The sequence below is a fragment of the Leptolinea tardivitalis genome, from assembly GCF_001050275.1.
Classification (GTDB): domain Bacteria; phylum Chloroflexota; class Anaerolineae; order Anaerolineales; family Anaerolineaceae; genus Leptolinea; species Leptolinea tardivitalis.
In genome coordinates, this window is the sequence record NZ_BBYA01000009.1 from 329,943 (window position 1) to 354,222 (window position 24,280).

The window sequence follows — 24,280 nt, forward strand, 5'->3', positions numbered from 1 at the left end:
TTGGAATAAAATGATGACCTGCCAACCAATCTTTAAGCATATTTTGAAAATCTGATATATACTGATAATCTCATAATAAAAGAGGATATGAAAACCTTCGTTTTACGAAGGATTTATCTGACCACCAGGTGGTATGGGGCGAAAGGAGAGAAGGGTACCATCGGATAACAATGAAAAAAGGGATGTACCGGGATTAAGATGTCACAATATTGTGAAATCAGACAAATTCCTTAAATCCTGATTGATCCTGAACGGGGGAAATTCATCACAGCCAATCCGACTAAGCGCTGTTGATTTAAAACTGCATACTCTTAACCTCGCACGAAGGGAGGTGGTTGATTTCTAAAATTTCAACGTCGTTGAAGTAGAGAAAAAAACCAATTTCTTAAGGAGATGAGAGATGTCTAAAAGATCAATGAGCTTGATTGGCATTCTGGCAGTCCTGGTAATGGTGCTCTCGGCATTTATTCCATCTGCCCCGGCAAAGGCAGATGGGGGCGAGCTTTATTTTCTCAACTTTAAGCCGGAACAGGCGCCGGTTTACACAAAGATTGGCGATGCTTATAAGGCAGAAACCGGCGTCACGTTGAAAGTAGTCACTGCGGCATCTGGAACATATGAGCAAACATTAAAATCTGAAATAGCCAAGGCCGATGCTCCGGTGCTATTCCAGATTAATGGCCCTGTCGGGTATCAATCCTGGAAGGGGTACTGTGCGGACTTGAAAGATACCGACCTTTACAAGCATCTATCAGACAAATCCATGGCAGTGACTTCGGGTGATGGCGTATACGGTATTCCGTACGTTGTTGAGGCGTATGGGATTATCTATAACAATGCCATCATGACGAAGTACTTCGCCCTGGATGGCGCCAAAGCCAAATCCATGGATGAGGTGAAAAACTTCGCCACATTAAAAGCGGTCGTTGAAGATATGACCGCGAAGAAAGACAAGTTAGGGATCAAGGGTGTGTTTTCTTCCACTTCCCTGAAACCCGGTGAAGACTGGCGCTGGCAGACTCACCTGGCCAATATTCCGGTGTTTTATGAATGGCGGGACAATAAAGTAGATATTGCCAGTGATGCCACCAAAGAGATCAAATTCCAATACGCCGATAACTTTAAAAACATCTTCGATCTTTATTTGAACAACTCTGTAACCTCTCCCAAATTGTTGGGCAGCAAGAGTGTGGATGACTCAATGGCTGAATTTGCGCTCGGTCAATCTGCCATGGTGCAAAATGGCAACTGGGCGTGGGACCAGATCGCCGGGGTTGACGGTAACACGGTTAAAGCTGAAGATGTGAAATTCCTGCCCATCTACACCGGCATGCCTGGTGAGGAAAAGCAGTCCATCAGCGTAGGTACAGAGAACTTCTTTGCCATCAACAGTAAGGCTTCTGCCGAAAAGCAAAAGATGGCAGCAGATTTCATCTATTGGCTGTACAGCACACCCAAAGGCAAAGCCTTTGTGACCAATGATTTGAAATTCATTGCCCCATTTGACACCTTTGCTGAAAATGAAAAACCAACCAACCCTCTGGCAAAGGAAGTGATGCGCTATATGGCCGATACGAATCTGTACAATGTCGCCTGGAATTTTGTCAAATTCCCGAATCAGACTTTTAAAGACAATTTCGGAGCTGCGTTATTGAAATATGCCCAGGGTAATATGAAGTGGGATGACGTCAAAACACTGGTGGTTGAACAATGGAAGAAAGAAAGCGCAAGATAAGATAATACTCCGGTTTTTTCCTGGCCTCCCGCACTGCCAGTTTGTGCGGGAGGCCAATTCAATGACGTGCGGCAAATTCCGCAGAGCAGGAGTTCCCCGTGCAAAAGATGCCGAAGAAGTATTATGTCTTTTTCACACTGCCTACTTTACTGGCTTTTGTGATTGCTTTTTTCATCCCTTTTCTGGCAGGCATTTACCTTTCTTTCACCGAGTTTCGAACAGTGACGGATGCTTCATGGGTGGGTTTCAATAACTACATTCTGGCTTTTACCGATGACCAGAACTTCATCAATGCGCTGATTTTCACCATCAAATTTGCCATTGTATCTGTTGTATTGATCAATGTCTTCGCCTTTTTTCTGGCTTATTTACTCACCCGCTCAATCCCTGGAACGAACATCTTCAGAACCATCTTCTTTATGCCGAACCTGATCGGCGGCATCATATTGGGGTATATCTGGCAATTGCTGATAAATGGGATACTGATCAATTTTGGGGTGGATATCACCTTCGATGCCAGCTATGGCTTCTGGGGATTGGTGGTTCTAATGAACTGGCAGATGGTCGGATATATGATGATCATCTATATCGCTGGGATTCAGAGCATTTCCAATGAATTGATCGAAGCGGCCAAAATAGACGGCGCGAATGCCTGGCAGATTCTCAAAAGCATCATCGTCCCCATGGTGATGCCAGCGGTCACGATTTGTACATTTCTTACAGTAGCCAATTCGTTCAAACTATTTGATCAGAACCTGGCCCTCACGGCTGGAGCCCCGGACCGGGCATCAGCCATGCTGGCTCTGGATATCTTTACCACTTTTTATGGCCGGATTGGGTCTGAAGGTGTTGGGCAGGCAAAAGCGGTGATGTTCTTTATGATTGTGGCCGCCATTGTGTTAATCCAGTTACGCCTGACAAGAAGTCGGGAGGTTGAAAGCTGATGAAAAATCGGGAAGTAATTCGAGAACGGATTCTATTCATCTTATTGCTGATCCTGGCTCTCCTGTATTTGTTTCCCATGCTGCTGGTATTGATGAATTCTTTCAAGGGAAGATTCTATATTTCAGATACGCCGTTTGCGCTGCCAACAGCTGAGACATTTGCCGGAATAAAAAACTATTTCAGCGGCATTGAAAAAACTGGCTTCCTGCCGGCTTTCGGATACTCTCTGTTCATCACGGTCTTTTCGGTGGGGACGATTGTCCTGTTTACTTCCATGACAGCCTGGTGTATCACGCGGGTAAAATCAAAATTCAGCTCGTTCCTGTATTACCTGCTTGTGTTTTCAATGATTGTGCCTTTTCAAATGGTCATGTTCACCATGTCAAAAATGGCCAATATTTGTCATCTCGACAATCCGGTGGGTATTATTGTGCTTTACCTGGGTTTTGGTGCCGGTCTGTCTGTTTTTATTTTTAGCGGCTTTATTAAGGGAATCCCACACGAAATAGAAGAAGCCGCGGTTATCGACGGCTGCGGCCCGATCCAGACGTTCTTCCTGGTGGTACTCCCGATTCTCAAACCGATCTGTATCACCGTGGCAATATTAAACACCATGTGGATCTGGAACGATTACCTGCTGCCATACCTGGTGATTGGAAACAACTACAAAACCATCCCGATTGCCGTCCAGTACCTGCAGGGTGGGTATGGCAGCCGTGATATGGGCGCCATGATGGCCATGCTGGTACTGGCGATCCTGCCAATCATCATCTTCTATTTATCATTGCAAAAATACATCATCAAAGGTGTAGTGGCCGGAGCGGTAAAAGGATAGGTTAAAGTTACAAATCAAGGAGCTGCCTTCAATGGAGCAGCTCCTTTTTCTTCTCTCATGGCAGGTTATATGAATGCACATGAGATATTAAAATATTGACTATATGAGGGCATCAGCCGGGTATATGAAAACGCAGCACGAAGAATCAGCCGATGCCGGTATTAAATATTCACCGGCCAAAGATCATTCGGGGATAGGCATAATTGATGGGACGAATGTTGATCATGATTTTCCGAAGCACATTCACCATTCCTATTCTCTGGGTCTCGTCACAAAGGGACAACGGATTATCCAGACAGATAATGAAACAGAGGTCCTTTCGGCCAATCAATGTTTCATTATCAACCCTCTTCAACCTCATTCTTGCAGAAGAATGGGTGGGAAAAACCATGATTACAGCGTTATTTCCATCTACCTGCCAATTATGCAGAAGGTTTCCCGAGAGATATGGAACAAAGAGGAGATCCCATTTTTTCCAAAAGTGAAAATCATTGATCCGCTCATCACAGACCGATTTTCTTCTTATCTGTACAACCGGAACAACCATGATTCCAACAGACAGGAGAAATTATTCTCTCTGCTTGAAAGATTGATATGTGATTATGCAGTAGCTGCCAGCCCTGGCAAGTCAGTAACAGAAATTCACCCTGTAATCCAACAGATTTGTTGTTATATAGACAGGAATCTTGATCAGATTATTCGATTGGATGACCTGGCCGATCAGGCGCATGTCAGTCCATTCTATTTGAACAGATTATTTCGAGAAGAAATTGGCATCCCTCCGTATACATATCTATTGCAAAACCGGGTAAAGAAATCAATGGAAGTCCTTCTGGAAACACGATCAATCATTGATACATCGAGTCAGATGGGCTTTTCTGACCAGAGCCATTTTTCCCGATTCTTCAAGGAATTTATTGGTGTTACACCAGGCCGGTTTCTAAATCAAAATCAGGGTGGCACCGAGGAATTTTCCTCGGTATCACCCCTTTTTTAAATGAGAATTTACAGAAGAGCGGGAATGAATTTGGCCATTATATAAAGGTCCTGATCGCCAGCCACTACCCTGTGGATTTTTCCCTGCGGTATAACGGCACAGGTTCCAGGTTCATAACTGATCTGTCTGTTCTCAATGATCCCGATGGCTTCCCCTGAAACGACCTCGTGCAATTCCCAGTTTTCCGGATGAATGTGATCACTTATCTGGCAGCCGGCCTGTACTTTAACCAGATGGCAGCTGAATTTCCCTCCGGTTTGTTCTCCTTTGATCAGGTGCTTTAGAAAAACACCCTCGCAGGTGGCATGTTTGTTCCATGGGATTAGGGACAAACTCAATTCTCCATCAACCGTGGCGATGATACCCTGGTCAATAATGTTATTCATTGTTTTCCTCCAAAATTGATATAAGGAGATTTTAGGATGACCATGCCGAATCGTCTTGAATGATCTTGCACTCTTTTGAATGGAGAATGAAAAGCGTGTGGAGCACTTTTCCGTATTATTCATCATGCATACCTGCATGCACTGGTTTTCAAAAATGCAAGCTCATTCGAGGATTATTGATGGGTTTTCAGTGATCTGATTGATTCCGCATGTAGATTGACCAGACCAAAAAAAGATCATTTATAGTGGTTGAAAGGAAAATACCAGTTTCAAACCTGGCAATCGTATAGCGATTCTTCCGTTGTCAGGCTGTTCGGGCATCCGATATAATCTGCTTATGAAAATTGCGGTGATTGGTGCGGGTGCATCGGGGATGGCGGCTGCCCTGCAGGCAGCCTGGCATGGGGGTGATGTAACCCTGATCGAACGCAACGAGACGGCCGGACGCAAGTTGCTGGTCACCGGGAGCGGCCGGTGCAATATCACCAATGAGGCTGTTTCAGCCGGTGCGTATGCCTGTGCCGATGGTCAATGGATGGAAACGCTGCTCGGACGGTTTGGTGTCAGGCAGTTGATTGAAATGCTGTCTGGCATGGCCATTCCGATACACAAAACTGATGATGGCTGGTATTACCCCCTGTCAGAATCAGCACATTCGGTTGTAGATGCCTTTTCCTGTGCACTTGCGATGGCCGGTGTAAAACTGTTAACGTCTTCCCGGGTGAATCAAATCCGGATTGTTGAACAGGGCTTCATCGTCCGATATGCCACCGGTGAACGGGAATGGGAAAGGAAATTTGACCGGGTGGTGGTGGCTGCAGGTGGAAAGGCATATCCTTCTCTTGGTTCCCGCGGCGAGCTTTACCCTTTGCTTCAAAAGCTGGGTCATACCATCCTGCCTGTGCGGCCTGCACTTGCCCCGTTGCTGGTTGATCTGGGAGACTTGAAGTCTCTGCAGGGGCTGCGATTGGATGTGAAAGCCTCAGTATGGGAGGGTCATACCTGTCTCGGTTCTTCGACAGGGAATATGATCTTCACGGAATGGGGGGTAAATGGGCCTGCCGTCATGAATGTCAGCCACATCGTTTCCGCCCGGCCTGAATCACGGTTGACATTGTCACTCGATCTGTTGGCCTTCGTTTCGAGGGAATTTAACGATCTTTTAGCTAACAAGCGAGATTCGAATTTACCGCTCAAAGTCTTCTTTGAGGCATTTTTCGCCCCAAAAGTGGCCGATGTGCTCATGAAATACACACGCTTTTCAGAAAACATGACGTTGAATCAACTGGATGATAAAACCTGCAAACAGCTTGAATCTTTCCTGAAAGATATTCGTTTACCGATCAAGGGGGTGCGTGATTTTGATTATTGTCAGGTTTCTGCCGGCGGTGTACCGGTGACACAGGTGGATCCTTCAACAATGGAATCAATGAAGGTAAAAGGCCTGTATCTGACGGGTGAGACTCTTGATGTGGTCGGTCCTTGCGGGGGGTACAACCTGCAATTTGCCTTCAGCAGCGGAGCATTGGCCGGTATGGCAGCTGCAAGATCGGTTTAATCTCGGGCGGAATACCAGAATTACTTTTCCTCCTTGCTCTTGAATTTCATCAATGTGTGGGTATGATGGAAGAAATCATCCTGACAATCGGTTGGTTTTTGAGGGAGGGAGGCGTATGAAAACCTTTACCCGATTAACCCGGAGGGAATATCCGCTGGCGGTACGGCTGGTAGTCACGCTGGCTGCCGGAATGGTCTTCGCCCTATTGATCCCATATCTGCTGTTCGGTTATGCACCAAGATTGGATGCTCTATGGTCTTTTCAGCGCATTTCACTGGGAACCGTTGGATATATCGTGGGAGGCTTGATTGTACTTTCTGGTTTTTTATTTGCACTCTGGCCTATTTCTGACCAGTTGTTTGCTGCCAGGGGAACACCGATACCCGTAGTGGCTACAAAAGTGCTGCTGGTGAGAGGCCCATTCCGCCTGTGCCGCAACCCCATGGGCTTTGGGGCAATCATGGCTTACCTGGGAGTGGCCATCCTGACCGGGTCCATCTCGGCTTTGCTGTGTGTTTTATTCTTTGCCGGGCTCTTTGTAACTTATGTCAAACTCTTTGAAGAACATGAATTGGAAGCCCGTTTCGGGGAAGCGTATACGGCGTATAAGGCTTCCACGCCTTTCCTTATACCCGATTTCACCAGGTTAAAGAGGCCGGAGAAACACGACAACTAGTCTATGGGAGATTTCTGAGATTCTTCTTCAAACAAAACGCTCAACATCTGCTCACGATGATTGAGAAAATCTTTTGCCACCTGATAATGATCTGTTTCTTCGTATTTTATATTCCGAATGCCTGTCTCAGTAAATAGATACAGGTGAGCATCCGGGTAGGCCATCAGAATGGGGGAGTGGGTGGCAATGATGAATTGTGACCCCGCTTTTACCAGTTTGTGAATGACCGCCAGGGCGGAAAGCTGCCGTGAAGGTGAGAGTGCCGCCTCTGGTTCATCCAGTAGATACAGGCTGCCGCCTTTGAATTTTTGAGTCAGCAAAGCCAGGAAAGATTCTCCATGGGATTGCGCATGAAGTGATTTTCCGCCATAACTGCCGGTATATTCCACATCGTCTATAAAAGAAGCCAGATTATAAAAAGATTCTGCTCGAAGAAAGAATCCATCTTTCGGTGCTTTGTAACTTCTTCCCGGTTTGAGATACTCGTGCAGACTCGAATGGGTATCACGGGTGGAAAAAAGGCTGTTACGGGTCCCGCCTTCCGGATTGAACCGCATAATCTGGGCGATGGCTTCCATCAGGGTCGATTTACCGGTTCCGTTTTCGCCGATGAAATACGTCACAGCCGGGTGGAATGTGAGGGTTTCCAACTGCTGTATGGCTGGAATATTGAAAGGATAATCTGTCCAGGATGGCACATTTCCCCGCAGCAATGTGATGTCAATGAGATATGGCCTGGCTGAAAGCAGATTGCCTGAATTCACATAATCCTCCTGTATCAGGATCGTCAGGCCATAAGTATACTATTGGGAAATAGAGCCATCCTGGTTTTTCTTCGGGGTGATTGTTGTTTATTTTAGAGCAAATGAAGCACTGACTTCCGCCTTCACAGAAATTTGTCCGAGGCTCACCGGTTCATCCCCTGAACTCGTTGCTGAGGTACTAACCGTTGGATTGGCATTTTGAATGACATTTTGGGTCATCTGGCTGCCCAAACGATTGGATCCGTACCACCAACCGTTATAGTATGACCATGAATTTTCATTGATACTCAGAACACAGCCCGTCTCACCACCCGAAGCTGAAGCCAGCGCCTGAGCTTTTTCTTTGGCCGCTGTCATGGCCAATTGACGGGCTTGATCGCGGTATTTACGCAATTCGCTGGTGTAGAAACTCACGTCATTCACCTGGTTGGCCCCGGCGGAGAGGGCGGCTGCCAGTACTGAACTTGTCTTTTTTACATCCCGTACCGTCACAGCAATAGTGTTATAGATACGATATCCCTTGATATAAAGTGAATCATAATTTTCATATACAGGCTCAATACTATATACATCTGTGGCAATATCTTTCGGATCAACATTTTCTGCTTTAATGGCGGCTATGACCCGTTGAATAGCTTTGTTATTGGAATCCTGAACCGCGTCCACTGAAGCCCCGTTTGACTGTACGCCAAGCTGAATGGTTGCCCTGTCAGGGATGACGTTGATCTGGGCGGTGCCGGTGACGTTTATACTGCGCCCGGTATTACAACTGGCGGCCGGTGTTTCAGTTTTTACGGGAGTGATATCCTGCGCATATACCGGACTGATTCCCGGTGCACCGGTCAGCAGCACCAGGATGACAACGACTAAAACGATCTGAAAATAGGTTGAAATCTTCATGGGAAACTCCTTTCCTGTTTCCCATTAGATTAATAGTTGATCGTGTCAGTTTGATGTCAGAAGACCAGCAGCTTCCGGGCAGTCATCAGATGCCGGAAGACGAATCACAAATGTGGCACCTCCGCCAGGGGTGTTTTCTGCCAAGATCAGACCTCCCTGAGCTTGTATCAGGGAGCGGGCGATGGAAAGACCGAGACCTGCTTCTCCACCCTGCCGGCGGCGGGATGTTTCTACCCGGTAGAAACGGTCAAATATAAATGGCAGGTGCTCTGGTGGAATTCCTGGTCCCGAATCACTCACGGCACAACACCAATTGGAACCATCCGGTGTGATGGTTATGATGATCTTTCCTCCTTCAGGGCTGTACCGGATGGCATTATCCAGCAGGTTGTCCAGCACCTGAGCAAGGCGGTCTTCATCTGCCCGAACAAGGGAATGATTGGCAGATTGAATATCGAAGGTGATATTTCTGCCAATTGCCAGAGGTAAAAGGCGGTCACAACGCTGCCTGACGAGATCGGTCAGGTTCAGTGGTTGCAGATGAAGTTTCAACATTCCGGCATCGGCGCGGGTGAGCACCAGCAAATTATTAACCAGTCGAATAAGACGGTCCGTTTCTTTTTGCATGGATTCAAGCAGGGGTCCTCTTCCGGCCAGATCGTCCATGGCGCCGTCTTCCAGAGTCTCGATGGTGCCTTTGATGACCGTCAGGGGAGTACGCAATTCGTGGGCAACATCGGCCACAAAAGCATTCTGTGCCTGGTTTGATTTCTGGAGACTGGCGACCATGTAGTTGAAAGTGTCTGCCAGGTTGTCCAGCTCATCTATCTGGCTGTTCACCGAAACTGTCTGGGTCAGGTCGCCATGACTGACGTTGGAGGCGCCTTTTGCCAATGCAGATACCGGCGTTGTGATCTGCCGGGCCAGCAAAAAGCCGACCGCCAGAGCCAGAATCACCGCAACCAACCCGGCTCCAACAAGTTGGAGGGTAAAACCTGCCGGTAGACCATTGCCGGGGAGTGGCATGGCCAGATATGCCAGTCCGCTGACTTCGCCTGAGGCATCACGTATTGGAGCGGCGGCATAAAGCACACGTCGGTTACCTGCAGTAACTGTTCGTACAAACGTGGCTGCAATCCCATTTCGGGCAGACTGTATTTCCGGGCGTTTTGATAATTCATCTGGCGTGATCAGGGCATTTCCTTCAGCAGGAGGCATTTGCACCGCAGGAGAGTCAGATGCCAATGGCAGCCCGATGAGCACGGTTCCTTCGGTCCCGAGAAGCCGGGTATGAATACCGGGCATTACATTAGATACCTGCGAATAGCTTTCAGCAGGAACGGCCGGTAAGGGTTGGTTATTATTATTATAGGCGGCGGCAGTCAATTCAGCCTGCGCCAGAAGGTTTTCTGCCTCGGTTTGCACATACATAGCTTCGACTGCCCGCCAGAAAAAGAAACCGGCAATACCCAAACCAAGGATAAGGATGGCCAGTCCATTCAGGAATATTCGCCCTCGCAGAGTGCGAAACATTTTCAGACCTCCATCCGATAACCGACGCCCCTGACGGCTTCAATGCAATCAGCTTCTGATGAGATTGATCGTAATTTTGCCCGCAGACGTTTAATAGTGCTGTCAACCGCACGGTTATCACCGGCAAACTCATATCCCCAGGCCTGTTCCAGAAGGCGTTCACGCGTTAATACCCGGCCGGCGTTTTGCAACAGCAAAAGAAGAACGTCAAACTCGAGGCGGGTAAGGGAAATTGTGACATTATCTATGCAAGCTTTACGCGAACCAATATCCAATACCAGACCGCCTTTACCGTGAAGCGTAGTTGTTTTTGTCCCTTCTTTTTCATACAACGGACTGCGGCGGAGGACGGCTTTAATGCGAGCCATCAGCTCGCGTACACTGAATGGTTTGGTAACATAATCATCCGCCCCCAGCTCAAGCCCCACCACACGGTCAACCTCTTCGCCGCGGGCAGTGATCATGATCACTGGCACAGAGCTGGTTTTGCGCAACTCACGGCATACATCCAATCCATCCAGCTCGGGGATCATCACATCCAGCAAGATCAGGTCTGGATGATCATCGTGCGCTATCTTTAAGGCCGATTCACCATCGGCGGCAATATACACCTGATAACCAGCCTTGCGCAGGTTGTATGCCAGAAGATCGGTAACCGCCGGTTCGTCATCCACAACGAGAATTGACGTTTGCATATGGCAAAGCATAGCATGATTTTGTGGCAATTGTGTGTCAGAATGAATTTGCGCGTCGGAAATATGTGTAGAATAGCCTTTAGAATGTAATTAGAAAGTTGACCGATAATAAGACAGGGTTGTCGTCAATGGTGTAGCAGGCGGAATTGTGATCTAAATAAAGAGGAATAAACCATGAAACATATTTGTGTTTTTTGCGGGTCAAGCCCAGGATTGAAGAAAGAGTATATGGAAGCTGCCAGTATTCTGGGGACAACACTGGCGGAAAGGAAAATCACCCTGGTTTATGGCGGGGCCAGTGTCGGGCTGATGGGACAGGCAGCAAGATCCTGTCTGGAAAAAGGGGGAGAGGTCATTGGCGTTATCACCCGCAATTTTGTTGAACAGGAAGTCGCCTTCACAAAATTGACCAATCTGTACGTTGTTGAAACCATGCATGAGCGAAAAGCTAAAATGGCTGAGCTGTCTGATGGTTTCATTGCGCTGCCCGGCGGATTGGGAACCCTGGAAGAATTGTTTGAAATTCTCACCTGGTCACAATTGGGGATCCATACTAAACCCTGCGGCTTGTTAAACACCTGTGGATATTACGATGATATGATCCGCTTCCTGGACCTTACGGTTGACCAGCAGTTTGTAGAACCAGTTCACCGTCAGATGATCCAGATTGATGATCAGCCAGATAAATTGCTGGACAAATTTGAGGTATATCAACCGCCTCAAGCCAACAAGGCTGATTGGGTGCGTCAATTAACCGAGCAGGCAAACGCGAAACAATAGTCATTATCACAATTCAAAAATATGCGTTTGGATAAACAAATCAAAGCGGGAAAATTTTCTTTCCATGATGTGACAGGTAAACTAAGGTTTTCAGCATACGCCTCTTTTTTATTGAAAGAGATTATTGCGGAAGTTAATAATCTTCTCATGATGGGTATCAGACCCAAAAGAATTCGAAATCATACGATATAATACCGCCCGCTTAAAAAAGGAGAAGCAGTATATGATTTCGAATAATGTTACAGGCAGTGAAAAACCCGTGAGAATTAACCGACTTGTATCGGTAATCTTGAATGGAGTGCCCTTGAACAGGTTGGCTGCACAGAATGGTAATGATGTTTATGGTATGGCCAATGCCCTTATGGCAGGGACATCTGATACCGTCAAACGAAACATTCTTTCACACGAGCGCCCGATGTTGGAACATTCTTTGCGGAAAGAAATTCGACGACGAACCAATATAAACCATACTCTGTGAGTTTATCTCGTAGTAACAGTGATAAAAAAAGTGCATTTTGAAAAATGCACTTTTTTATTCCCTTGTCATAGAGGGTTTTGTCTGCTAGAAAGCACGCAGATATTGTGACGGAATTGGTGCAGGTTGCTTTAACGATCTGTATGCCTGTAATGGCCAGTATGGGTTGCGAAGCATTTCACGTCCCAGCAAGACGATGTCAGCCTGACCGCTGCGGATGATAGCATCCGCCTGTTCAGGATTGGTGATCAGACCCACGGCAGCCGTCAGAATGCCGGTACTACGCACGGCTTCAGATATGGGTACCTGATACCCCGGGCCTGTTGGAATATGTACACCGGAAACACCTCCGCCGGAAGAGCAATCCACCAGATCCACCCCTTCTTTCATCAAGTGTCTGGCGAGTTCCACTGATTCCTCCACCGTCCAGCCGCCTTCTGCCCAATCGGTGCCGGAGATACGCACGGCCAGAGGTAATTTTTCCGGCCAGACAGAGCGGATCATCTTGACGGTTTCCATCAGGAACCGGATACGATTTTCAAAACTTCCGCCGTAATCATCTGTCCGGTGATTAGAGAGGGGTGAATAAAAGCTATGAAGCAGATAGCCGTGCGCAGCATGGATTTCCAGCCATTCAAACCCGGCTGTGAGGGCACGCCGGGCGCCGTCTCGAAACAGGTTTTGAATGGCATGAATCTCTTCCACACTGAGCTCGTGCGGGACTGGATAATCATCGTTAAATGCGATTGGACTGGGTCCGGCCACCGGCCAACCGTCAGGTTCGTCCGGTTGGATGGGTGAACCGTTATGATCCCACGGTCGGTTGGTACTGGCTTTCCTTCCGGCATGGGCAATCTGTATACCGGGAACAGCGCCATTGCTTTTAATGGCACGGGTCACCCGGGTAAACGGTTCGATATGCGCATCCGACCAGATCCCCACGTCATGAGGCGTTATCCGTCCACGCGGTTCAACGGCTGTTGCCTCAGAAATGACCAAGCCGGCACCACCCACTGCCCGCGCTCCCAGATGAACTACCTGCCAATCATTTGAAAGGCCATCTTTGTAGCTGTACATGCACATCGGGGAAACACCGATCCGATTTCGGAGGGTAATACTACGAACGGTGAGAGGTTCAAAAAGATGGGCCATGTTTTTCTCCTTTTTCTGTATGCAAGTATATTCTCTGTAGAAATTCGTGTAATGGGTTTGTACAGACTCTGAACAAATAGAAAATGGAATACTCATTAGCATGAGATCCATTTTGTAAGCAAAAAACACATCGAGCACGATATAATCTTTGCAAGGTTCAGAAAAGAGCGGGTTGTATTTTGAATCTGTCACATTCCTTTTTTTAAACCTTCAATGTCCAATGGAATAACAAAATGAGTAAATGCAAAATAACCGTGCTGAAAACCATGTTTAACAAAGACCTGGTGGATGAATATGTTGAAAAGGAACGCAGGAAGACTCTGGGGCCCTGCGATGTGTTCAAAGAAGGGCAGGTGTTTATCGCTGATTCCGTCAGCGGAATGCCGCCAGGATTCTGCCCGTGGGCATGGGATGATATTTACAAGGTCATCACAGCATATTACGCGGGTGGCAATTTTGGGATGTGGTATGAAGGCGGCGATCACCTCATTGCCTGTTGTACAGATGGCACCCGACCGGTTGTGTTTAAGATCGAAAAACTGCTGGAATGACACTGCTGAAAATCTGACGTTCTGATTATGGAGTCTATATGTTAAAAGGTTACTGGATTGTTCGTATAGATGTAGATGATGATGAAAAATATAAAGACTATCTGGCAGCCAACGTTGAACCGATTAAAAGGTTCGGGGGGCGTCATATTGTACGGGCAGGCCGCTTTGTGAATCCTGAAGGCACCAGCCGGTCGCGTAATGTGGTGTTGGAATTTCCCAGTTACCAGGCGGCAATAGATTGCTATTATTCACCTGAATACCAGAGGGCTATTGAATTCCGCAAGCCGGTATCCAGCGGAGATTTGATTATTATTGAAGGGTATGAGTATCCTTCAACAGACTGAGTTTTTTTGTAAATTGAGGGAATAATGGAATTGAAATTGAAAAACTGTGTAATCCGGTCGTACCGACCGGAAGATGCCGGTTCTCTGGCCAAATATGCCAATAATCGAAATATCTCGAAAAATTTACGAGATGGGTTTCCTTATCCTTACACGTTAGAAAACGGCAAGGCGTTTATAGACCATGCTATGTCATTGAAACCTGAAACCAATTTTGCCATCTGCGTGGATGACCAGGTTGTCGGCGGGATCGGGTTTGTGCTGCATTCGGATATTGAACGAATCTCTGCCGAAATCGGGTACTGGTTGGGGGAGCCCTTCTGGGGTCAAGGCATTGTGACAGAGGCACTTGTGGCTGTTACTGAATATGCCATCAAGACACATAACCTGCACCGGGTTTTTGCCGTCCCATTTGCGCATAACAGGGCATCCGCCCGGGTTCTTGAAAAAGCCGGTTACCAATTGGAAGGCAGAATGCGCAGCAGCGCCATCAAAGATGGCGTGGTGATCGATCAATTCTTATATGCCTATGTGGTTTAAGCCCATCGCCTGAATTTTCGGTTTGAATAACCCTGTCGTAGGGGCGCACGGCCGTGCGCCCCTACGTTTGTTTTCGGGCTCCCTGACGTTAAGGCCGGGGCCAGGAAATCTGTAAAAATTCATGCATATCTGCTGGTAAGGCAAAGAGAGTCTTTCCGCGATGGTTTCATCCTGACCCTGTTGCAGGGCGCACGGCCGTGCGCCCCTACGTTTGTTTTCGGGCTCCCTGACGTTAAGGCCGGGAACAGGAAATCTGTAAAAATCCATGCATATCTGCCGGTAAGGCAAAGAAAGTCTTTCTGCGATGGTTTCATCCTGACCCTGTTGCAGGGCGCACAGCCGTGCGCCCCTACACTTGCTTGTTGGAACACATTGTCTAATTAGTAATGGCAGGTTTCAAACCCACCGTCCAGTTTTAACCTTCCGGATGATATCGCGGATGTTGTTTTTCCCCTACCTGGATTTATTTCACCAATATTGAAGAAATCCGGAGAGAACCTCTTATCAGGTGGATATTCAATCAAAAATGTGGAAAAACAAATCCAATATCTTCGACCGGGTTATAACTGGTAATCAATAAGTTTGACAACCTTTTCCTGTTATTTATAATGAAATTGTCATCCAGGGAACGAAGAGCATTGTATTGCTTCAGGTAGACATTACTCCTTTTCAACCCTATAAAGCCCTCAACATACTATTCCTGTTGAAAGCCAGGATCTGTCACCAATAATTGGTCGCTTACCCTGAATAACAGGGGTTGGTGGCAGGGAGCCAGTAGCGAAACCGGTCATGTAGATTGACCGGTTGTTTTTTATATGGAGGTACTGGACCTTCCCAGGCAAATTGATCCTTGGTGTTTGTAAGAATCAATCCCACCATCCCGAAAGCAAACAGGTTTCCCGAGGTGGGAAGGAGGTGATACAGGGCAAAAAAGTAAAGCCGGATTGCCAGCCGGCAGACAGGCCGCAGAAGTGTAAATGGCAATGCTGGAAAAAATGGCCTTTATAGGGTGAAAACTCCGATCTGGTTCCAGTTTTCTTGCATTGATTCATCTCAAACAGGAGGTTAATACATGGGCAAGAAAAAATGGTATGTGATCCTGTTTTATGTTGTATTTGTCTGCATCTATGCTCTGGGGCTTTCCATTCCCATAGGCATGGTGGTTTTGGCGGATGATACTGCTCCAGCTGACCCGGCCAGTGAGGAAGTCGCGCCGGAAGAACCACCTCCGGAGCAAGTTCCAGAAGATTCTCCAGCAGAAGGAAGTTCTGGAGAATCTTCTTCGTCTGGTACTGTGTATTATGAACCCGCACCGGTGATACAACCGCCTGTGGTTGTTGAACAGCCAGTGCAGCCTCCCGCATCGGTTGAACAACCTCCAGCGGACGTTCAACAAGAACCCGCCGCTCCGGTTCAGCCTGAGGTTGTGGTAACAGAACAGCCGGCAGCACTCGATCCGTCAGCCGCCACAACAACAGAATCCACCGCTGGTTCATCAGAGAAGCAAACAGGAACGGATGGTCAGGAGACCGGAAATGCTGAACCTGAAACCGGAGGTGCTCCTGTAATGGCGAGTCCTGTTATCCAGTCAGGATCAGTCCTCCCGGTTGATTCATTCCAACCCCCAATTAATGTCGAAGAAGTTGCTGAACTGTCTACAAAATCGCCGGTAGATTTGAGTGCAGCCCTGCCAGAAGGAACCAGCCTTGTGGTGCTGGATGAAACTGGAGAAAATCTTGCGCTGGGATCAACAGAAGCTGAAGCGGTTCTGACCACAGGTGATCCAATGTGGTGTCCGGGCCATGATGCCGCGGGGAGTGCCTCGTGCCATTCAGAAACCACCCTGGAAGCGATCATTCACTATGTCCAGAGCAGCCCGTCGAGAGGTTACGGAACGATCTATGTGCAGGATACCTATACATCTCCGACCCATAATACGATTAACATCGATCAGGGTTCGCATCCTATGACGATACTGAATTTGTTCATCATCGGCGGGGTAGATCTGGCTACGGGAAGTTCTACCTACGGGCAGGTGATTGGTACAACCACCCTGGCACAAAATATCTACATTGATGATATTTCTGGCTCGTTGTCCCTTTCGAACTTCATCCTTCAGCAATTCAGTACCAGCGGAAGTTCTGTTTATATATCTGATTCGAATCAAGTCACCTTAGACAATATGGCTATCAATAATCAGGGCTTGGGAAACGGTGTTCATATTGAAAACAGTAACAACGTTACCATCAAAAACTCAACCATTGATGATGAAGATGGCGGCCATGGCATTTATGCTCATAGTAATACGAACAATCTCCAAATAATCAACACTCATATCTATGAGTACGGCTATGAAGGTGGTATCTATCTGAATGATGTAGACAATGTTCTTTTGAAAGACCTGATTGTTGACTCCAATGGCAATACACCCTGTGTAAGCGGATGGCCCTGCTCCAGCGATGCCATTCGAGTTGTTAATGGCTCGAATCTTGAAGTGCGGAATGTGAATGCCAACAGTTCATCTTCAGGAGCCAGTGGTCTGGTGGCAAACGGCGTCAGCGGATATATTAATATCTTCAACAGTACATTTGACAATAACAATAATTTTGGCATTGATATCAATAGCCAGACTGCTGACGTTACTATCAAGAATACATCCACATCGCATAACTCTAATAACGGCAGTTCCTGGGGAATGTACGTGGAAGGAGCCAAGACCATTTCGCTCGATGGAGTCCACGCGGATCACAATGTAGACGGTGGTGCCTACTTAATTGCAAGTGATTGGATCAGCATTCTCAACTCTACGTTTTCAGACAATCCGAATTTCTATGGACTGGCTGCCTGGGCAATGAATCAGGGTATCACATTGAGCAACGTAACGGTGGACAACAACAATTTCGGCGGCTGGTTTAAAACTGCAACAGAATTATCCATCTCAAAAAGCCAGTTCAACGGAAATCATGACTATGGTATTCATGTAGAACCCGGTGCCGTCGGTGATATCACCCTGTACAAAGTGACTGCCTCTGAGAATGGAACCAATGGAGCTGAACTTCAAACTGCCGGCGATATTACCGTGACGTGCAGTGTCTTTTCGGCTAATGATTCTTACGGCCTTAATGCCGGGGCGGGTTCAACTGTCACGCTAAATTCCAATACCTTCAGTGCCAACGGTTCGGGAAGCATGAATATCTGGGATGGTGGTGTTGTCACGAATATGGATTATCCGTGCGGAACCAGCAGTGGCGGCGGTGATGACGATGGCGGTACGACAACAGTCACTCCGGTGGAATATATCGGAGTCATCCCATTTGTTTATCTTGGCCCTCCTGCCGGTGTTATTCCAGTAACCGGCGGTGAATTTGTGATGCTTTCCTGCACAGGGAACAGTACAATCCGCCTGCCTACCGGCGAAGAGACCATTTTCAACCAACCCATGTGCGGTTACATCGCCGGAATGGAATTGATTACTCAGGAGGAATTGCCTGCGCCCATTCCTGAACCCTGGATCTTCACAGATGGATTTACCCTCACATTGATGTTCAATAACGAAGTGGTTCTTGAGGCGTTTGCCGGTGCCACATACACGGTTACCTTCCCGCTCACAGAAGAACAAATTAATGACACCTTTCATATTCTGTTCTGGGACACCACCACCAATGATAACCTGGGCGGCTGGGTCGATCTTGGCGGAGAAAAAGAGGCTATGAAGTGGATCCGGACACACAACCGGACAGGTACATTTATCCTCGTCAAATGAATGTTTCAGGTCTATCAAACAAGTCCTCGCCTGAACACTGGCGGGGACTTGTTATAAAGATTTCTATATTATGTAAATTTCAGCAAACTAGACCTTTTTAAACTGGGTGTTGTACAGGTGTGTGTACAGGCCGTTCAGCGTAAGGAGCTCTTCGTGAGTCCCCTTTTCCACCACCTGACCGCGGTCTATCACGAGAATCTGGTCTGCCGCCAGAATGGTGCTCAGGCGGTGGGCAATGACGATGCTCGTTCGACGTGCCATTACGGTTTTCATGGCTTCCTGGATCAGAGCTTCAGATTCACTGTCCAGGCTGCTGGTGGCTTCATCAAGCACCAGAATGCGCGGATCTTTCAATAGTACACGTGCCAGAGCGATGCGTTGTTTCTCACCGCCGCTCAACCGGTAACCGCGTTCGCCTACTATGGTGTTGTACCCGTCCGGCAGGTTGGTTATGAAATCATGAATATTCGCTGTCCGGCAGGCAGCTTCCAATTCGGCCTGAGAGGCATTCATCCGGGCGTATTCAAGGTTGGTGCGAATGGAATCGTGAAATAAATACGTTTCCTGAGTTACCATACCGATCAAATTTGACAATGAATCCAGAGAGATATCGCGCAAATTGTACCCATCCAGAAAAATGCGGCCTTCAGTCGGGTCATATAAACGGGGGATCAGATAGGTCAGGGTTGTTTTGCCTGCTCCGCTGGGACCAACCAATGCTACAAGCTGACCTGGCTTCACATGAAAGCTGACGTGTTCCAGTGCATTTCCACGTGCCTGGTGATGTGCCGGGGTTTCTTCACTGACAGATTCGCCTGTGGGAGGTGGAGTTTCTGAAAATACTGCGGTGACAGCATCCATGCTGCCGTACCGGCGTACATCACTCAATACGTACTCATCACCAGCTTCGTACTTGAAGGTCACATCATCGAAGATGATTTCCCCATCTATTCTGGAAAGAACAACGGGATTTTTTGCTTCCGGTATGTCAACCGGCAGGTCAATGATTTCAAAAACCCGTTCAAAACTGACGATCGACGTGGCAAATTCCACAGGAGCATTGGATAAATTTTGCAACGCACTGTAAAGTATGCCCATATACGAGCCAAAAGCTACGATGGTTCCTACAGTAAAGGTGCCCTGAATTACGAAATAACCACCCAGGCCATAAACAAGGGCTGTTCCAACAGCACTTAAAAGACCAATGATCGATATAAACATGGAGCCTGTGTAAGACCGTTTTACACCCAGATCGGCCACATTTTTTGCTTTTCTGGATAGCCGGTCAATTTCTGTTTGACGCCTGCCGAACAATTTCACCAGCAAAGCCCCGCCGATATTTAATGTCTCATTCATCATGGCATTCATCTGGGCGTTGGCTTCCATTTGCTGATGGGCGATATTGCGGAGCCTGTCAGCCATTTTATTGGAGGCTACAATAAACAGCGGCATAATGATGATACTGATCAAAGTCAACCGCCATTCAAAAGTCAACATGATGATAAATACAACCACAGCCTGAATCAGATTGGTGATGATACCTACAAATGTATTGCTGATGGCATTCTGTGCCCCAACAACATCATTGTTAAGTCGACTCATCAATTCACCGACTTTGGTGTTTGTGAAGAACCGCAATGACATACGCTGCAGGCCGGAAAAGAGAGCCACCCGCAGATCATAGATAACACCTTCACCGACTCGGGCATTCAACCGTCGTTGGAATACACTCAAACCGGATTGGAGGGCCGGTAGAAACAGCAAGGCCAGAGATAACCAGATCAGGCGTTGAATATCTCGGTTGGGAATGGTTCGATCAATTAAATCACGCAATATCAGGGGAGAAAGCATGTAGATACCGGTGGTAGCCAGAATAACAAACAACATACCTGCCAGGTACCAGCTGTACGGTCGGGCATAACCCAGCACCCGTTTTAATAATGGCCAGGTGACTTTTGGCTTTTCGTCGGTTTCCCGTGTAAACCGGCCTAATCCCATACCATGATATGACATGTAATCCTCGTCTGACGCTTGAATTTCCTGCAGATTCCAGTAGACTAAAAGTAAGGATGATCGCCTGTTTCAAGAAAAGCGTCAATCCTTACCGGCCTGTACATTGTAGCAGGTCGGGAAAAATCCAGGTGGGTTTCAACCCCCGGTTCATATAGCTTCCATTGATCTGCCATCTCCGGGAGGTCTGATTCACACCAGACGTTCTGAAAGGAGAATACCATGATCAAACTGGATTTGTCTGTGGATGATATCCGTATCCTTGTGGATCTCCTCGATACGGCGATATCTGAGATTCGTATGGAGATCATGCAGACCGACAACCGCGATTACCGAAAGATGCTCCAGACGCGTGAAGCCATCCTGAAAAACCTGCATCTTGAATTGACTGAAAAACTTCCCGAGAAATTAATCAAAGAAATAGTGTAAGCTAAATTCCTTAAGCGGTATTCTGGTCTGATAACGATACCTGTCAACAGGCAGGAGGGTGAATGTGTATTACCCCCTCCTGCCTTAAATTTTGCCATATACTTTGCCACTTGACAAAATATAATATTACATATAGAATCAATTCGATAAACATCAATATGTATTCATAGAGGAAGAAATGACACAAGAAGATCAATTTGAAAAGTTGCTGGCTTTTTTCAAGGCCCTGGCAGATGAAAACCGTCTCAAAATCATCGGACTTCTGGCATCGAGATCTTATACGGTGGAAGACCTGGCGGATGCGTTGGGGCTCGGGGCTTCGACTACATCACACCACCTGGCTAAATTAGCTAAAGCCGGGCTTGTATCAGCCCGTACGGACGGTCATTATTACATCTATTCTCTGCAAACCGATGTGTTGAAAGACATGTCACGGCAGATGCTGCAGGAAGACGAGCTCCCGAAACTATCAGCACCGGTGAGTGAAGATGTTTTTGAACAGAAAGTTCTGGCCACATTCCTGGATTCAGAAGGACGAATCAAGGCTTTCCCCATGCAGGAAAAGAAATATCTGGTGATTCTGCGTCATGTGGTGAAATCTTTTGAAATGGGCAAGCGCTACACCGAAAAGCAGGTGAGTGAAACCCTGGCTGCCTTTAATGAAGATTTCGCTCTTTTAAGGCGGGACCTGGTGGATTATAAATTTATGGCTCGTGAAGGCGGCGGTCGTGAGTACTGGCGTCTTGAATAAACCCGACGTGCATCAGGTTGTTGCTGCGGGGTGTCCAATTCGATACAATAACGGATAATCGTATAACTGACGGTTATCCGTTTTGTTTTTCAGACGAAGGTAAAAACCATTGAAACCAATTATCATATCAGACCAACCGGCTCCACAAATGAAGGCCATCCGATTCATCAAGTACCTTCTGTTCAGTGCATCCATCATTCCGTGTCTTGAAGCGGCAGCCATAGCCGCAAAAGTGACACAGGTAAACATAAACTGGTTCCTGCTGGTTACGTTTGCTATCTTTATCGCGCAGGTAGGTGGTGATTACTTGTATTTCTATTTCACCCATTACCATACCGATCAGCGGGATGCCCATACGAAGATCTTTGCCGGTTGGAAGCCATTGTTTACCGATGTGTTGCTCAAACCGGAACACACCCTTTTTGCCGGTTTCGCCTGTCTGTTTGCGGCTCTGGTGATCGGTTTGTTCTTCTATGTGCAATTAGGCAACATGGTACTGGTTCTCGCGGCCGTTGGCGGGGCAGTGGCCATCTTTTTTACGCCGTTGATGTTACGGGGATTAAAAGAACCCGTTATCTTTGTCACTTTTGGTCCGTTGGTTGTGCTGGGTGCTTACTATGTCTTAACCAGGCACCTTTCCTGGCAGCCGGTTCTGGTCTCTCTGCCGGGAGCTTTTTTAGTGACACTGGTTGCTTACTTTAAAAGTGCCCGTTTTGATGTGCAGGATATGGGCAGCGGCCGGGTGGTGTTGAATGTTAATAGAAATACCATCTGGTGGCTGGCGGGGTTGGCCTACCTGACTTTAATTTGTCTGGCAGCCGCTCGTGTGGTACCGATCTGGTCTTTGCTGGCTTTGTTGACAGTTCCCTTTGCTTTTTTATTGTCTGTGAAAATCTCACACCAACAGAAAGTGGTAGATTACCTGTGGGCTACGGTATATAGCTTGATTGTTTATGTGGCTACCGGCCTGTTGATTTGTCTGGGGTTTTTAATTGTGTGAAAAATTTTAGGGAGTAACCTGAATGAAAGAATGGCTTTTAACCTGGATGAAAGCTGCCCGTGCCCCATTTCTGGTGGTGAGCCTGCTGCCAGCCCTGCTGGGGGGTGTTATGGCTGCCTCGCGCGGACCGATCAACATAGGTGTATTCATTGCGGCGGTTGTGGGTATCGTGATGGCCCATTCGGCTGCTGATTTTATTGACGACTACTTTGATTACAAGAAGGGCAACCTGGGTAACAAGGTTCAACAATTTCACGACAGTCCCCTGATTGATCAGCGAGTCACGTTGACTCAAGTATTAATCGCCACGGCGGTATGTCTTTTTGTTGCCCTGGCTGCGGGTATCTATGTGCTGATGCAAGCCGGGGTGGTGGTCTTGATTCTGGTTGCTATCGGTGCGTTTATCGTTTTTTTCTATACTTCACCCCCCATTATGTTAAATTACCGCGGACTCGGTGAAACCATGCTCTTTCTGGCCTTCGGCCCGATGATTCTGGTGGGTGTTGATGTCGTGTTGACTGGCCGGTTTAATGGAGAAACACTGCTTGTTTCTCTTCTCCCCGGTTTTTTCACCATGAATGTCGGCGTGGTTAGCAATACATTTGATTATCTGGACGATATCAAATCAGGTAAAAAGACCATCTCTGTACGCTTTGGCCAACCGGTAACCGTCCGGTTGATCGCCATCGATTCTGTCATAGCCTATCTGGCAGTCATTCTGGGTGTAATTCTCCAGCTTATTCCGGTCTGGACATTACTTGTTCTTGTGACCATACCACTGGCGATTAAAACCGTCAGGAATGTCAGCCAGTTTAATGATGAAGGCCGATACACCCCGGCCATGACCAGCGCCATTGCCCTTTCATCCATTGCCACAATTCTGTTAATTGCCGCATATGGAATTAAGCTCATGATTTAGTCATTCAATTATTCGGGAAGACCATCCAACCCCGGAATTATCTGGTGATCATCTTTTCCAGAATCTCAACACTATTCTGGATGCATCCATTACAAACCCGTGAAAAAATGCCCTTCTCTTTTGCAACTGTACGGGCTTCGGGATCGTTCATGTCAAACCCGAGGATATCATTGCAACGGATGGCTCCATTTCGCTCCTTGAATTCTTTCAAAAATTCCTGGTCAAGATCATAGACTTTTTCTTTAACCGTTTTATTGGCTTCGCCATCCATGCTGGAGACACCATTCTTCAAGCCGAGTACCATCACGCCACCTGAGAGCGCTCCGCAGACCTCACCGGAGCGGCCGATACCTCCACCCATGCCAAGCGCCATCTTCTGCCCGATGACCGGATCAACGCCAAGTTCTTCGCAAAAAACGCTGATGACAGACTGTGCGCAGCCAAATCCACTGTTATGCAAGGCAATGGCTTTCTCGACCCTGTTCATATTCTTATTCTCCTGTTGAAGTATTCATAAGGTTACCGGCTATTGTATCTAATTTTTG

At 47.3% G+C, this 24,280-nt stretch carries 25 protein-coding genes; 16 read left to right on the top strand and 9 right to left on the bottom strand.

Annotated elements, in window-relative coordinates:
• The first annotated feature begins 448 nt into the window (after positions 1–448).
• The 4 genes from LTAR_RS08860 to LTAR_RS08875 all read left to right on the top strand — a co-directional run bounded on the left by LTAR_RS08860 (position 449) and on the right by LTAR_RS08875 (position 4,512).
• On the top strand, positions 449–1,735 hold the full coding sequence (locus LTAR_RS08860) for an ABC transporter substrate-binding protein (RefSeq protein ID WP_369409635.1): 1,287 nt from the start codon (positions 449–451) through the stop codon (positions 1,733–1,735).
• 98 nt (positions 1,736–1,833) lie between these two features.
• On the top strand, positions 1,834–2,679 hold the full coding sequence (locus LTAR_RS08865; RefSeq protein WP_062421833.1) for a carbohydrate ABC transporter permease: 846 nt from the start codon (positions 1,834–1,836) through the stop codon (positions 2,677–2,679).
• Entirely contained in the window at positions 2,679–3,515 is an 837-nt protein-coding gene (locus LTAR_RS08870) for a carbohydrate ABC transporter permease (RefSeq protein ID WP_062421834.1), read from the top strand. Before LTAR_RS08865 ends, LTAR_RS08870 begins: the two co-directional genes overlap by 1 nt.
• 124 nt (positions 3,516–3,639) lie before the next feature.
• Entirely contained in the window at positions 3,640–4,512 is an 873-nt protein-coding gene (locus tag LTAR_RS08875) for an AraC family transcriptional regulator (protein WP_062531883.1), read from the top strand.
• Between the two features lie 8 nt (positions 4,513–4,520).
• Here the strand turns inward: LTAR_RS08875 and LTAR_RS08880 are convergent, their stop codons facing one another.
• Complete coding sequence (locus tag LTAR_RS08880; protein ID WP_062421836.1) at positions 4,521–4,898, bottom strand: cupin domain-containing protein; 378 nt, start codon at positions 4,896–4,898, stop codon at positions 4,521–4,523.
• A gap of 337 nt (positions 4,899–5,235) precedes the next feature.
• On the opposite strand from LTAR_RS08880, the gene LTAR_RS08885 reads away from it, so the two are divergent.
• Both LTAR_RS08885 and LTAR_RS08890 read left to right on the top strand, forming a co-directional pair.
• The gene (locus LTAR_RS08885) at positions 5,236–6,456 is read left to right on the top strand and encodes a BaiN/RdsA family NAD(P)/FAD-dependent oxidoreductase (RefSeq protein ID WP_062421837.1); all 1,221 of its coding nucleotides are present in this window, start codon (positions 5,236–5,238) and stop codon (positions 6,454–6,456) included.
• A gap of 115 nt (positions 6,457–6,571) precedes the next feature.
• The gene (locus tag LTAR_RS08890) at positions 6,572–7,132 is read left to right on the top strand and encodes a methyltransferase family protein (RefSeq protein ID WP_062421838.1); all 561 of its coding nucleotides are present in this window, start codon (positions 6,572–6,574) and stop codon (positions 7,130–7,132) included.
• On the opposite strand, the gene LTAR_RS08895 is transcribed toward LTAR_RS08890, so the two are convergent.
• From LTAR_RS08895 to LTAR_RS08910, 4 genes are all read right to left on the bottom strand, one after another.
• A complete protein-coding gene (locus tag LTAR_RS08895) occupies positions 7,129–7,896 on the bottom strand; it encodes an AAA family ATPase (RefSeq protein ID WP_201775970.1) in 768 nt (255 codons plus the stop codon). The two genes, LTAR_RS08890 and LTAR_RS08895, sit on opposite strands and share 4 nt — an antisense overlap.
• Before the next feature lie 87 nt (positions 7,897–7,983).
• Positions 7,984–8,796: an SIMPL domain-containing protein gene (locus LTAR_RS08900; protein ID WP_062421839.1), complete on the bottom strand. Its 813-nt coding sequence runs from the start codon at positions 8,794–8,796 to the stop codon at positions 7,984–7,986.
• A 45-nt stretch (positions 8,797–8,841) separates the two neighbouring features.
• Complete coding sequence (locus tag LTAR_RS08905) at positions 8,842–10,329, bottom strand: sensor histidine kinase (RefSeq protein WP_062421840.1); 1,488 nt, start codon at positions 10,327–10,329, stop codon at positions 8,842–8,844.
• A gap of 2 nt (positions 10,330–10,331) precedes the next feature.
• Positions 10,332–11,024: a response regulator transcription factor gene (locus LTAR_RS08910; protein WP_062422013.1), complete on the bottom strand. Its 693-nt coding sequence runs from the start codon at positions 11,022–11,024 to the stop codon at positions 10,332–10,334.
• A gap of 174 nt (positions 11,025–11,198) precedes the next feature.
• Between LTAR_RS08910 and LTAR_RS08915 the strand changes: the two genes are divergently transcribed.
• Positions 11,199–11,804, top strand: coding sequence for an LOG family protein (locus LTAR_RS08915; protein WP_062421841.1), 606 nt, complete (start codon positions 11,199–11,201; stop codon positions 11,802–11,804).
• Positions 11,805–12,027: 223 nt separating this feature from the next.
• A complete protein-coding gene (locus LTAR_RS08920) occupies positions 12,028–12,282 on the top strand; it encodes a hypothetical protein (protein ID WP_062421842.1) in 255 nt (84 codons plus the stop codon).
• A gap of 84 nt (positions 12,283–12,366) precedes the next feature.
• Here LTAR_RS08920 and LTAR_RS08925 read toward each other — a convergent pair whose 3' ends face one another.
• Complete coding sequence (locus LTAR_RS08925) at positions 12,367–13,431, bottom strand: NADH:flavin oxidoreductase/NADH oxidase (protein WP_062421843.1); 1,065 nt, start codon at positions 13,429–13,431, stop codon at positions 12,367–12,369.
• 233 nt (positions 13,432–13,664) lie between these two features.
• Here LTAR_RS08925 and LTAR_RS08930 point away from each other — a divergent pair, with 233 nt between their 5' ends.
• Genes LTAR_RS08930 through LTAR_RS08940 form a run of 3 tightly spaced genes read left to right on the top strand, consistent with a single transcriptional unit; the run spans position 13,665 to position 14,863 of the window.
• Positions 13,665–13,982 carry a TIGR04076 family protein gene (locus LTAR_RS08930; RefSeq protein ID WP_062421844.1) on the top strand — a complete coding sequence of 106 codons (318 nt, stop codon included), beginning with the start codon at positions 13,665–13,667 and terminating at the stop codon, positions 13,980–13,982.
• Positions 13,983–14,020: 38 nt separating this feature from the next.
• Positions 14,021–14,326, top strand: coding sequence for a DUF1330 domain-containing protein (locus LTAR_RS08935; RefSeq protein WP_062421846.1), 306 nt, complete (start codon positions 14,021–14,023; stop codon positions 14,324–14,326).
• 24 nt (positions 14,327–14,350) lie between these two features.
• Entirely contained in the window at positions 14,351–14,863 is a 513-nt protein-coding gene (locus tag LTAR_RS08940; protein ID WP_062421848.1) for a GNAT family N-acetyltransferase, read from the top strand.
• 738 nt (positions 14,864–15,601) lie between these two features.
• Here LTAR_RS08940 and LTAR_RS17385 read toward each other — a convergent pair.
• A complete protein-coding gene (locus LTAR_RS17385; protein ID WP_236686595.1) occupies positions 15,602–15,847 on the bottom strand; it encodes a hypothetical protein in 246 nt (81 codons plus the stop codon).
• 88 nt (positions 15,848–15,935) lie between these two features.
• Between LTAR_RS17385 and LTAR_RS08950 the strand changes: the two genes are divergently transcribed.
• A complete protein-coding gene (locus LTAR_RS08950; protein WP_062421851.1) occupies positions 15,936–18,626 on the top strand; it encodes a right-handed parallel beta-helix repeat-containing protein in 2,691 nt (896 codons plus the stop codon).
• A gap of 87 nt (positions 18,627–18,713) precedes the next feature.
• Here the strand turns inward: LTAR_RS08950 and LTAR_RS08955 are convergent, their stop codons facing one another.
• Positions 18,714–20,639 (bottom strand): ABC transporter ATP-binding protein, encoded by a 1,926-nt coding sequence (locus LTAR_RS08955; RefSeq protein ID WP_062421852.1) that lies wholly within the window; start codon positions 20,637–20,639, stop codon positions 18,714–18,716.
• A 219-nt stretch (positions 20,640–20,858) separates the two neighbouring features.
• Here LTAR_RS08955 and LTAR_RS08960 point away from each other — a divergent pair, with 219 nt between their 5' ends.
• The 4 genes from LTAR_RS08960 to LTAR_RS08975 all read left to right on the top strand — a co-directional run bounded on the left by LTAR_RS08960 (position 20,859) and on the right by LTAR_RS08975 (position 23,735).
• Complete coding sequence (locus LTAR_RS08960; RefSeq protein ID WP_062421854.1) at positions 20,859–21,065, top strand: hypothetical protein; 207 nt, start codon at positions 20,859–20,861, stop codon at positions 21,063–21,065.
• 178 nt (positions 21,066–21,243) lie between these two features.
• Positions 21,244–21,816 (top strand): DUF2087 domain-containing protein, encoded by a 573-nt coding sequence (locus tag LTAR_RS08965; RefSeq protein WP_062421856.1) that lies wholly within the window; start codon positions 21,244–21,246, stop codon positions 21,814–21,816.
• A gap of 109 nt (positions 21,817–21,925) precedes the next feature.
• Positions 21,926–22,816 (top strand): prenyltransferase, encoded by an 891-nt coding sequence (locus LTAR_RS08970; RefSeq protein WP_062421857.1) that lies wholly within the window; start codon positions 21,926–21,928, stop codon positions 22,814–22,816.
• Between the two features lie 22 nt (positions 22,817–22,838).
• Positions 22,839–23,735, top strand: a complete 897-nt coding sequence (locus tag LTAR_RS08975) for a prenyltransferase (protein ID WP_062421859.1) — start codon at positions 22,839–22,841, stop codon at positions 23,733–23,735.
• Positions 23,736–23,772: 37 nt separating this feature from the next.
• Here the strand turns inward: LTAR_RS08975 and LTAR_RS08980 are convergent, their stop codons facing one another.
• A complete protein-coding gene (locus LTAR_RS08980) occupies positions 23,773–24,222 on the bottom strand; it encodes a C-GCAxxG-C-C family protein (RefSeq protein ID WP_062421861.1) in 450 nt (149 codons plus the stop codon).
• Positions 24,223–24,280 lie beyond the last annotated feature (58 nt).